Below are 11,812 nucleotides of genomic sequence, written 5' to 3' on the forward strand. Positions count from 1 at the left end.
CTGAACGACGCTGATGAGATGGAAACCAAACAGCTGGCTGATGCTTGCTGCATCCTGAGCCCCAGTCTGACGGGCATTATCCAGCGACTGGAACAACAGGATTATGTCAGCCGCCGCAAGTCATCAGAAGACCATCGACGCATTTTGGTCAAGGCAACCCCAAAAGCCAGAAAACTCTTGGACGAAATGACCCCTATGGTGGAAAACAGTTATAGCCGTCTTACCCAGGGGTTAAGTCAGGAAAAGATGGAACGGCTGAAAGAGTTACTTGATGAAGTCAGCCTGCTGACCAACTGAGATCCATTATTTTACTTCTACAGGCGACTGAATATCGGCTGCATAACAGCCATTAAAGTACGTTCAGACGTGTGACGGGTGGTAGACTGATCAGATCAGGATTCATTTTTCTTTAGTGAATAAATCAACCAATCCCCTCGGAGTAAAATTATAATGAAGACCGCTCTAAAAAGCGCCGCTCTGTTTCTGGCTATTGGTAGTTCTTTCACTTTTCCTGCTGGCCAGTCTTCTACCGAAGTACTGGCGCACAGCACGACCAGTTGGGATGGTAACTCTCTGAAAGGAGTCAACCTCAAGAACCCTGAAGTCCATGTGCTTCGCATTGCCATTGCCCCACATTCAAGACTGCCTATCCATAAGCACCCTGTTATCAATGCAGGCTACCTGGTTAAGGGTAAGCTCACAGTTGTCCGCTTATCCGATGGCAAGAAACTGGAGCTGAAAGCGGGTGAGGCTTTGGTTGAGATGGTGGATGAATGGCATTACGGCGAAAACAAATCTGATGAGCCTGCAGAAATCATTGTCGTCTACGCCGGTGATGAAGGTCAGGCTATCACGGTGCTAAAAAAAGAAGAACCATAACCGATAGATCCCCGGTTTGGGGAGACTGTCGCGTGGGAACCAACGTTTTGCGACAGCTTCTTAAATTCAATTCCAGTCACCTTGCGGCACGACGAAACTGTCCAAGACAGGCTCCCATATTCTGAGGCTGGCGATACAGTGAATAAGCACTATATCAGTTTGCCCGGGTAACCCTCGGGCTGCATGAATTCACATCATTTAATACTATGCCAAGAGCTATACCAGAATAGTTTCTCGCCCGGTGCCCGCGGCTTAAGGTCTACACTGAGCAGGCTGCCATAGTTGTTGCTTAAATCCATCTGAGTTCTTCTGGTTACGAAAGGTATGATCAATGAAGAATTACAATATTTTTGCGTTGATAGTCTTTTTGTTGGGGATTTTGGCTGCAGTTAATAGTAACCACCAATACGAAAGCAATGTCGAATTGCTCAAACCCGCCTTTCACTATGGCTTCTGGTCGCTTCTTCCCGGATTAGTAACGATAGCCTTATGCTTGCTCACCAGAGAGCCATTAACAGCCTTGTTGGGCGGCATCATTATTGGTTCAATCATGCTCGGTCGATACGACCTGACTGACAAAGTGATTATTCCCAACTTAGCTAAAGAAGGCACTGCAGCTATATTATTGCTGTATTTGTGGCTTCTTGGCGGCCTCTTGGGGGTTTGGTCTAAAACGGGTGCCGCACAAGCATTTGCCACATTTATGACCAAACACTTTGTAAAGAGCCAACGTTCAGCGAAGCTTGTCGCATGGCTTCTGGGGGTACTGTTTTTTCAGGGGGGGACAATAAGTACAGTGCTGGTAGGCACTACAATACGTCCGATTGCCGACAAAGCCAAAGTCAGCCATGAAGAAATGAGTTACATTGTCGACTCAACAGCATCACCCATCGCTTCTGTATTGGCATTCAACGCTTGGCCTGCCTACGTTCAGGCATTTATTTTTGTGCCAGGCGTGTCATTTCTGGCAACGGAAGCAGATCGTTTAGCTTTTTTCTTTAGCAGTATTCCTTTCAGTTTTTACAGCATTTTGGCTGTTACAGGAACACTTTTACTGTGCCTGAATATTACTTGTTTTTCTGGGAACCTCATGAGACAGGCTAATAAAAGAGCAATGGAAACGGGTCAGTTAGACGCTGAAGGTGCACAACCACTTAGCTCAACAGAATTGCAAACGCCCAACGTTCCCGATCATTACAACCCGCATGTTCTGGAATTCATTATTCCTCTGGTCAGTCTGATTGGTATCGCTGTCCTGACGTTCGTTTATTTGGGTACTCCAAAAGTAAACTGGGCCTTCGGAACCGCTCTGTTGCTATCTGCTACCATTGCCCTGGTCAAAGGCATGTCATTGGCCAATGTCATTGAAGGTTTTGGTGATGGATTAAAAGGTGTGGTGGTTGCTTCAGTCATCCTGATGCTCGCCATGATCATTGGCAGTATCAGCAAGGAAGTTGGCGGCGGGTCCTATGTAGTGTCAATATTTGGTGAACAACTTCCCTTTTGGTTATTACCGGTTATTTTACAACTGGTTACTATGGCCATTGCTTTTTCAACGGGTACAAGCTGGGGAACCTATGCGATCACCTTCCCTCTCGCCATGCCTCTGGCCTGGGCCATTGCACAATCACAGTCATTAGCCAATCCAGAGCTGTTCATGATGATATGTTTTGCCACAGTGTTAAATGGAAGCGTGTTCGGCGATCAATGTTCACCCATATCCGACACGACTATATTAAGCTCGATGACCACAGGGTGCGATCTGATGGATCATGTGAAGTCTCAGATCATTCCAGCAATATTTGCTGCTTCGTTAGCCGCTTGTTTATGGACGGCAACTGCCTACTTTTTTGCATAGGTTTTTTGATTAAGAAAATACGTCTTGCAGATTACTCTTGCGTTTACATCTCGAATGTAAACGTTGATTTAAGGTGCTCACTGGTGCAGCAACTCAGGTGCGTTAAATGAGTTTAAGAAAACTCTTTTTTGTATTAGTTTTTTTTATACCAATACCTGTATACGCTTACCAGGTCTATAAGGTTGTGACTCCTTTCCCTTACCGATCATGCTCTTGTGAGACAGCAACCATTTTCAAAATAGATGATCTACATTATATGGCACACAGGTGTGGTGGGAGCTATCTAACCCGTCAGATTAATGTCGAAAGCTTTGACGTTGAAGCCCAAACGTTTCAAATTCGCGTTGGTTTCAGTCGCTATGAAGTTGTCATTCTTGAACATGAATCAAAACGAGAAGATTCAGCCAGACCACAATCCAGGTGTGTCAGATGAGTTTAAGATCCCTCTTTTTTGCATTAGTTTTTCTTATATCATTACCTGTCCACTCATACGAAGTGTATAAGATTACGTCCCCTTATGAATCATGCTCTTGTGAGCCGGCAACCATCCACAAAAGATGTGGTGAATATTTAATAGAATACAAGTATGGAGATAGATATCTTGTCAGCAATGTGGCCATCGTAAGTTATGATTTTGAAGCTCAAACACTTCGAATTCGTATTGGTTTAGAAGAGTTTGAAGTGACAATTCTTGAACATTTTTCAATGTGAGAGTAGTGAAGAAGGTCTGAAAGCACTGGAGAACAGCGTCACAGTTGCTACATTATTATTGCCAATGGCTTTTTATTTTCTGATGGAATCCCGGCTCTCTCCAATTGGAAAACGTCGAATGTCAGACATACCCATGGCGTTGGCAGCCTTCTTCACTGTTGATAGACTTTCGCTCACGCTCCGTAACGTTGAAGTCAGACGATGCCAGAAGCCTGAAACAAAAACAGCTTTGAACCGGTCGCCGCCTCCCCGGATCACTGAAAGCTGCTGAAGCCCTGGGGGGGCGGTATTCCAGAGTAAGAGTGCCCACTTCTCATGTCTGAGTTAAAACCTGTAGAAACCAATGTCTGGAACGGCCGGGAAGATTACGACGGCGACCCGCAGCAGACACAACGCTGGCACCAGAAAGTTAAACCCTACTCAGAACACTCAGGCTCCAGTGGTCTGGTGCTAATCGGGCTGGCCAGCGACGAAGGTGTCAGGCGTAATCATGGCAGAGTGGGTGCTGCCAATGGCCCGGACCTGATTCGAAAATGCCTCGCCAATCTTCCCTGGAATCGAGACGATGGACTTTATGATCTGGGCAACGTTCACTGTCAGGATGGCGACCTGGAAAGCGCACAGGATCAATTCAGCCAGGCGCTGGTGAAAGCGCTCAGGGATGGCATGCTACCAGTCGGCCTGGGGGGTGGACACGAAATAGCCTGGGGGAGTTTTAAAGGGCTGGCAGACTTTCTTATCCACGATCACAAGACCCTCAAAGGATTGAATATTGGTGTGATCAATTTCAATGCCCACTTTGATCTGAGAAAGCCAGAGAAAGGAGCCAGTTCCGGAACCCCCTTCTGGCAGATGGCTCAGTTCTGCGAGCATCAGAATCTTGACTTTCACTGTATGTGTCTTGGCATCAGCCGCAGCAGTAACACTCAGGCGCTGTTCGAACGGGCTGATGAGCTGAATGTAGCCTATATCACCGATGATCAGGTTCATAGAGATAATCTCGATTTTCTGATCGAAGAACTGACGTGTTTCACCTCTATGGTGGATCATGTTTGTTTAACCATTGATCTTGATGCTTTTCCCTCTTACCAGGCTCCGGGGGTGAGTGCTCCGGCGGTAAGGGGAATTCCCCTGGACCTAACGGCAACCCTTCTGCAGACCATCAAGGAATGTGCGAAAGTACGGGTGATAGATGTTGCTGAATACAACCCTGAGTTTGATCATGATCTGCGTACAGCAAGGCTGGCTGCCTGGTTGATTAACCAGCTCACCGATCAACCGAATGAATAACAAAGGGTGCACATGCTGAGGGAGCGCAGCTACTATTTCGCCTTAACAGCGTAGAAACATTGTGCGAAAATCATGCTTTCCGGATAAACACTATATGAGCGTAAAATGGAGAAACCCCGTCTTATTTGGGTGACCACGTTACTTTTTTCACTAACGTTTTTAGCCATGGTCACCCTTGTTCCCTGGTACGGTTTTACCCATGGTTTTGAACTCCGTGAATGGATCGTTGCAGGATTAATCCTTATGTTTAATGGTACAGCCATTACTGCTGGCTACCATCGGCTATGGTCTCACAAGACCTATGAAGCCCACTGGTCACTGCGTCTCTGGTTTGCAATCTGGGGTGCCATGGCGATTCAGAACAGCATCATGAACTGGACATCAGGTCATCGCCGCCACCATGCGTTTGTCGACGATCACCACAAAGACCCTTACTCTGCCAGTCGTGGTTTCTGGTTCTCCCACATTGGCTGGATGCTTCGGGACTACGATCCAAAGGCCAGTGATTTTTCTAATATCAAAGACCTGCAAAGAGACCCTATTGTCGTCTGGCAACAGAAATACTACGTGCCACTGGTTCTGTTGATGAATCTGGGTGTGCCAACGCTGGCAGGTTTCCTGATGGGCGATGTTATTGCCATGATACTTCTGGGCGGCGTATTGAGGCTGGTACTGAGTCATCACTTTACTTTTTTTATTAACTCTCTGGCTCATATCTGGGGCAAACGACCTTACACCGACAAAAATACCGCCCGGGATAACGGTATCCTGGCTCTGGTGACCTGGGGTGAGGGCTATCACAACTACCACCATATTTTTCAGTATGACTACCGCAACGGCATTCGCTGGTGGCATTTTGATCCAACCAAGTGGCTGATCTTCGGCTTCTCAAAAATCGGCCTGACGGGCAAACTGAGACGAGTCAGCGATTACCGGATTGAAAAAGCCCGGATCGATATGCAGTACAAATATGCCAGCCAGAGACTGACCTGCCAGATTGCCCTGCAAAAGCTGGAAGAGCAGTATGAAGTGGTGAGCAGCACCTGGCACGACTGGAACAAGCTTCGCCAGAAGTGGGTTGAGCACAAAGCAGAAGAGCTTAAACAGAACTGGGAAAACTCAGAGCTTCATAAGCAATATGAAGAGATGAAATCTTCCATGCAAGAGCAACAAAAACGCTGGCAGCTTGCCCGTGCAGGCCTGTTAACCTGATGATCAAAATCTACGAGTAGAGCTCAGCGTTGTTCCGTTCGCACTGAGCCTGTCGATGTGCGGTGCCACAATCGTTCGGCAAGTTCAGGACGAACGATTGTGTATCTCTTTCAGCGTCTGGCTGCACTGACACCTCACCAATGGAGGTCACTTTCCACTCGCTCATCACAGCCCTTGCAGACTTCAACCTCCCATAAGCCACCATCCTCAGAAGCATCGACAATGGGTCGATACCTCTGATCTGCAGTGTTCAAGATTTCGCTCAAACTCACTTCAGCATCCAAACCAAAAAGAAATTAAACATTTACAATCATATTCGGAGAAAGACTGGTCTAATCTGGAGAGTTCATAAATATAATTTTTTGACCGTTCAAGCACATACATGACATTGGGTAGCAAAGCCGAAGGGAAACTGTCTAAAGGTAAGGCTAAAGGCTAGGCATCAATAAATAACGACTGAACTATCTGCGGTAAATTGGCTAAATTATTGTCGAGATCCATGGCTCTTCTGGGAAAGATCACGGTTTATGTGCTCTTCCTTGGCCTGTTTCTGCCCCGTAATAACTGGGACAAATATCCCAATTTCATGGCTATCGCTCTTCTCACTTTTTCGGTAGCTCCATCTGCCTCGGGCAGCCTTTTGGAAAATGTCGAACAGGTCAAGAAGTATGAAAGTTATTTCAAAATGCTGGGAGAAATTGCCCAAAGCACCAGAGACACCTCTGCTATGCGGAATCAATATTGGCGAGTCCATATAGTGCGTTCCCGAACAGATAGCAGAGAATATATGCTAATCGACTCTGAACTGAGTTCAACCCCCATAGGTAGCCCCTTGATGGGATCACCTGTCTTACCAGACAACCCTGAAGTACACCCCTTCTCCATGAGCAATCCATTTCCGGAAGGCAGTCTACAGTTTACTTCCTGGCACATTGACTACGACAATGAGGCTTTGGTCACTGGTCCGCCATTTCAGAGAGTCGATCTTTCTACCTTTAAGCAACTACCAGCAGGAGGTAATCCCTTTACGTTCAGACCGGATGAAGAGACCTTGCTCAGTGTAAGAATGAGGGTGCAGAATCGTAAAAGTGGTGACCCTCAGCCCAAGCAGAGAACGTTTATTCTTGTGCCTAACCATGACGTACCCACTGCTGAAACAAGGTTCGACTCAAAGAACAAACTCAAACAAACCTTTTTCTGCCACTATATCAACAGTCAAAACTCAACTTGTGAGGTCTGCGTGGAGTTTGAGACTCTGGAAGATGAAAAGAGCATTCACGATCTGAGGACAGCCAGCCACTTTTATGACCAGAGTAGTGTTTTCAATAATCCTGTTGAAAAACAGGTGTCAGACACCTCTGCTTACCCGGTGACAGATGATGACTATCAGAAGTTCCTTGAGGTCTTTGAGCAAAATGTCCAAGGTGAATTCCTGAACGTACAGGATGGCGTCAGCGTAGACGTGTCTTCGGAGTACGAATCTATAGGACAGGCCCATGCAAGGGTGATTGGAAGAGGCCAGTTTTCCGTCGTTTTCACCCTGGATAATGTTCTCCCCGGGCTGGCTCTGCGACGTTTCCCCGGTTACATAAACAGAAGGGACGCCGATAACTTTCTGCTAACCCACGAAGCGGCCCTGAAGCTCTACAGGGAGTTGGGCGTCAACCTGGAACCCACCCGACTCTTGCGCATCAGAGCCGGAGAGGGATACTCCATCTATATGATCCAGCGTCATCTCAGAAAAGATCAACTGGCCGAAAATTTCATCGAAGGTCTGCTTGACTTTGGACCTGATGAAATTGCCATGTCAATCAAATCTCAGGACAGCACGGAAGAAGTTCACGAAATGAGCTACGCAGAAGCGGTCAGCCGCATTCTGCACGCAGTGATCGCTGCCATCTATAACAACCTGGAAAAACTGGGCAATGAAAATAGTGCCCATAGAATCTGCTGCGATGCCAAACCCGATAATTTTGCCGTCAGCTTTGCCTATCGCAAAGAGTGGAAAAGGCGCAATCTCTACCTCCGTGACGTGGTCACTCATGCTGACCTGACTGATTTCCACCCTTGCTCTCTGGTCTTGTTCGATCAATTGCTTTTCGATGGCGGCCCTGAAGCCGCAATGCTTAGCAAGATTCTAGGCTACAACCCCTACCGGGTGTATCAGGAAAAGATTAAAAGCTGGGCTGATGCTAAAAAGCTGATTATTAAATCTCTGGCAAACATTGCCTATCACGCTGGCGATATGGCATATGACATCATGCCTGAGCTGATAGACCGAACGCGTCTGATGCTTGTGGATGAGTGGCAATCCACTCCGGAACTCCGCCGACGCTATATGGACTATCTGTATCAGAGACCCATTTCAAGCACTGATGCCAGCAAACTACCGCTGGAACGCCTGTTCTTTGATCCCGATGAGATTTCGGCTGAAAGTGTAATTCAGTATCGAAACGATAGCTCTGGAAATAATCTCAAGCTAAAGCTTCACCATTACCTTTTGAAACTGGCCAGGGAGATGCGGCCAGAGCAGTTTCATCATCAGCTCTATCTACCCGTTGACTATCAACAGGACTGGTGGTTGCGCATCGTAGACAAAAAATACCGGGAAGCCTTTTCAAAAGCGCTGGCACGTCGCTTTTCTGAACTCGATGCCAATGAGGCTAACGGTAGTGAGCCCACTGTAGTGGCCAGCGAATCCCTGAGAACACTGGTGAATTCGGTAGCGGCCGATCGCACATTGGTCGATGAGGCTAAGTTAAGTCAGCTTATCAACTGGCACGTCGTTGCCGGCAAGATACCCGGGCATGCAAACGAACAGAGAAAAAAACATGAGAGAACCTTAAGAAGAATCGAGAGGGACTACCTCATTCGAAGAGTCAACCGTTTTTACTCAAACCGACTCCAAAGTCTGCATATGACGACTGGGCCAGACTCGGCAGTTGCCGAGTTATTTGATGAACATCCGGCTGAGGCCAATGAAATTATTGAAGAAAGCCTGAAAGCCTTTAAAAATGGATTCAGCAAATTACAACAGCTTTTCTGGCTTCACCTGGTCAACCAACACCAGCTGCCCCTGCCAGAAGATGAGCAGCAACAGCTCGATAAAATCACTAAGGATGAATGGATTCAACAGGTCAACCAGAAGTATTCAGACAAAATCAGAACTGCCCTGAACAGGGCATTTGGACAAAAATCTTTCGAAGACAAAATACGCCTGTTAGCAAACAACTCCATGCTTGAAATACTCATCCGGGAAATTTTATCCGATACCGGTATTCCTTTGTTTTCTGGTGAAAAAGCCTCTGCCACAGGGCAGCAGCCAGAGGATAGGCCCCTTGATGAAACAGACTTTGCAGCTCTGCCGGCAACAAGACTGAAAAAAAACAGTACTTCTTTCAGCCAACAATCAACACACATTGAACTGACCCAGCCAACCGCGGACAGCCAACTGCTGTCAACCGGTTACTCTTTCGGTACTCTTACCCGAAAAAGCCTTACCGAACTGATGAAAAAATGGGGGATTTACCCCATGGACATTGTACAGGCAGAAGCTACAACCTTTCCTGAAGCCTATAGCCGACTGAGATCCCAAAACTGGGCCAGGGCTCTGGAAAATCTTAACCTTTTATTTCCTGTCTCTGTCGTTTACCCACTGCCAGAGACAGTCAGATTGCGTTTTAAACCCCGTGTTTATGAACGCCAATTCCTGGCCAGAGAGCTCAGATTAATACCCAGTCATGACAAAGTGCAGTTTCCAAGTTACACCCACAGGGACACACTGATTCAAGCGATCAAGGAGGTCATGGGGCACAGAACCCCAAGTCGCGAATCAAAGCCTCTGGTGATTATTGACCTTTCCTCCTCTGTCGATGAAATGATAACCGATACCGCTCATCACTCCACCCCTCCCCCCTCACCTCCCAGAATCATTGTGATTCAATCAATCCTGAGTCGTGCCGGGGCCAGAGAATTGCGTCAGGTAAAACAAGTGACCGTCCCCCTTGCACATTTAAATCAATGGATTCGTGAGAACAGGAAGTACGACTACCTTCTCAGAGTCTTGAGAGTACAAAATGACGATCAGTGGTTCACCCTGAAACTTCCTGAATCCGTTAAAACCAAAAAAGACAAAAAAGCTAAAAGAAGTGCTTACGCTGTCAGGCAGGCAATCCAGTGGCAATCATCGACACCCCCGACTTTGCAGCCGTCCCGTACAAAACGGATCAAACTGGAAAACCTCTCCCTGAATCCTCGTGAACAGATGGAGCTGATGCAACAGGGAATCACGGAACTGTCACAGGCAGAATTGACCCGGTACAGGGATCATCAAGCAGCAGTCCAGGCAAAACTGCATCAGGCAGAAGAGCAAGCGCTCAATGCTTTGAAATCACAATGGTGCCAGGTTCATAGCGTAGCGGCAGACCACTTCTGTCTGTATAACAGTCTGGTTCACTTATTAAACATGAGGCCGGAAAGTGCTGGAAAGCTGATCGACCATATCATATCCCTGCTAAAAAAACTGGTATTGACTATGCCTTATGCCAATCATGGCGTTCATGGTTACATTGTTGGCGGTTTATTTCGAAACATTATTTTTCTGGCTTTAAAAAATGATGCTATGAGAAATAATCTCTCGTTCCAGCTCAGAAACCTGCTCGCCAATGGCAACCCCTGGCTAAAAAGTCTGCTCAAACGACTCTTACGGAAACTTCCACGACACCTGCCAGTGGACTACAACCACATTCTGAATAACCTGGACCAGATGGACATTGATAGCCAATGGAGTCTCCTGAATCAGCTGATCATCAATGCTGGTAATAGTACAGCTTTTGATCTTGTATTGGCTGACTTGATTAACCAATTGGCGGTAGTGGCGGGTCAAACCCAACACGAGTACCTGATACATGATCTGGTTCAGCAACTGAGTCGACAATCGCATCAAGATAGCCTTGTGTTAACGCCTCACATGCTATTTCTTGGACTTGGAGCCCAAGCCCTTAACCATCTCATGAACAACCCCAGCCTGGCTGGTTTCCAGATGCTTGAGGGCCTCATGCCCTTTCAGCCGGGACAGCACATGTGGGGAGATTCCAATGTAGTAGAACACCTCTTGATGCCTTTGCTTCAGGCAGCCAATACGCCGTTGAATGTGATGATTGTAACGCCTGCTATTCACAACCCCCAGGAACCGCTGGGAGCTATGTTAATTGCGGCAACGGCTGGCCACCCGGATCTGGAAGTAATGCCGGTGCCCAGTCATGATCAACTACAGATCATGCAATGGCTAAACGATCCGGACACATTGACGCTATTCCATGGCGGCCTGGAAGCGCCACTACTTCCCCGGAATATTATCAATGTTGGAAATCACTGGCACCCTGTTGTGCCAACATATGCCTCAGCGGCAAATCTGATGTTATATCCTGTCACCTCGCCCCAGCTCAATCTCCCCGCGACAACAGCATCGGGCCACCCATCTCTAAAGCATTCAGTACAGCCAACCATTCTCATAAAAGCCGGGTCTGAATCGTCAATCCCCCCCCCCCGAGGCTACAGCTTTCTCCTCTGTCAATGATGGAATGAACATCTTTCTGGATAACCTGCCTCCGAACTTTGGAAATCTGATGGCAACAGCGTCCTCAGTTAGAACGGAAGATCTACACAAACAAGTCAAACAGCAGTCCGATGAAGTCGAAGCAGGGCTTGAAGCTTTCAGCCAGTGCATTCAAGGTACAACCGGGATAACTTGCAGCCGACTTGAAGTAACATACTGGATTCGCTGGCTGGTGATTATTATGGCTCTGGTCATGAGCAATGTCTCAAGTAGTTGATCGGATCGAAACATTCACCCGGCAACTT

9 protein-coding genes are annotated in these 11,812 nt (G+C 47.2%); 8 read left to right on the top strand and 1 reads right to left on the bottom strand.

Features of this window, described 5'->3' with window-relative positions; genetic code table 11:
* The 6 genes from KDK16_RS08155 to KDK16_RS08180 form a co-directional block, all read left to right on the top strand.
* Positions 1 to 297, top strand: a 297-nt coding sequence (locus KDK16_RS08155) for a MarR family transcriptional regulator (RefSeq protein WP_257275545.1), incomplete at its 5' end; no start/stop codon positions are given.
* Between the two features lie 153 nt (positions 298 to 450).
* Complete coding sequence (locus KDK16_RS08160; RefSeq protein WP_257275546.1) at positions 451 to 879, top strand: cupin domain-containing protein; 429 nt, start codon at positions 451 to 453, stop codon at positions 877 to 879.
* 331 nt (positions 880 to 1,210) lie between these two features.
* The gene (locus tag KDK16_RS08165) at positions 1,211 to 2,737 is read left to right on the top strand and encodes a Na+/H+ antiporter NhaC family protein (RefSeq protein ID WP_257275547.1); all 1,527 of its coding nucleotides are present in this window, start codon (positions 1,211 to 1,213) and stop codon (positions 2,735 to 2,737) included.
* Positions 2,738 to 3,428: 691 nt separating this feature from the next.
* Positions 3,429 to 3,719, top strand: coding sequence for a hypothetical protein (locus tag KDK16_RS08170; RefSeq protein WP_257275548.1), 291 nt, complete (start codon positions 3,429 to 3,431; stop codon positions 3,717 to 3,719).
* Between the two features lie 44 nt (positions 3,720 to 3,763).
* Positions 3,764 to 4,738: a formimidoylglutamase gene (hutG, locus tag KDK16_RS08175; protein WP_257275549.1), complete on the top strand. Its 975-nt coding sequence runs from the start codon at positions 3,764 to 3,766 to the stop codon at positions 4,736 to 4,738.
* A 105-nt stretch (positions 4,739 to 4,843) separates the two neighbouring features.
* The gene (locus KDK16_RS08180) at positions 4,844 to 5,950 is read left to right on the top strand and encodes a fatty acid desaturase (protein ID WP_257275551.1); all 1,107 of its coding nucleotides are present in this window, start codon (positions 4,844 to 4,846) and stop codon (positions 5,948 to 5,950) included.
* A gap of 134 nt (positions 5,951 to 6,084) precedes the next feature.
* Here KDK16_RS08180 and KDK16_RS08185 read toward each other — a convergent pair whose 3' ends face one another.
* Complete coding sequence (locus KDK16_RS08185) at positions 6,085 to 6,216, bottom strand: hypothetical protein (RefSeq protein ID WP_257275552.1); 132 nt, start codon at positions 6,214 to 6,216, stop codon at positions 6,085 to 6,087.
* Positions 6,217 to 6,425: 209 nt separating this feature from the next.
* On the opposite strand from KDK16_RS08185, the gene KDK16_RS08190 reads away from it, so the two are divergent.
* Both KDK16_RS08190 and KDK16_RS08195 read left to right on the top strand, forming a co-directional pair.
* Positions 6,426 to 11,528, top strand: coding sequence for a hypothetical protein (locus KDK16_RS08190; RefSeq protein WP_257275553.1), 5,103 nt, complete (start codon positions 6,426 to 6,428; stop codon positions 11,526 to 11,528).
* 4 nt (positions 11,529 to 11,532) lie between these two features.
* Positions 11,533 to 11,784, top strand: coding sequence for a hypothetical protein (locus KDK16_RS08195; RefSeq protein ID WP_257275554.1), 252 nt, complete (start codon positions 11,533 to 11,535; stop codon positions 11,782 to 11,784).
* Positions 11,785 to 11,812 lie beyond the last annotated feature (28 nt).

The sequence above is a fragment of the Endozoicomonas sp. SESOKO4 genome (assembly GCF_024606275.1).

Coding starts and splice junctions, on each gene's coding strand:
- KDK16_RS08160 (WP_257275546.1), top strand. CDS start 451: ATGAAGACCGCTCTAAAAAGCGCCGCTCTGTTTCTGGCTATTGGTAGT.
- KDK16_RS08165 (WP_257275547.1), top strand. CDS start 1,211: ATGAAGAATTACAATATTTTTGCGTTGATAGTCTTTTTGTTGGGGATT.
- hutG (WP_257275549.1), top strand. CDS start 3,764: ATGTCTGAGTTAAAACCTGTAGAAACCAATGTCTGGAACGGCCGGGAA.
- KDK16_RS08180 (WP_257275551.1), top strand. CDS start 4,844: ATGGAGAAACCCCGTCTTATTTGGGTGACCACGTTACTTTTTTCACTA.
- KDK16_RS08195 (WP_257275554.1), top strand. CDS start 11,533: ATGAACATCTTTCTGGATAACCTGCCTCCGAACTTTGGAAATCTGATG.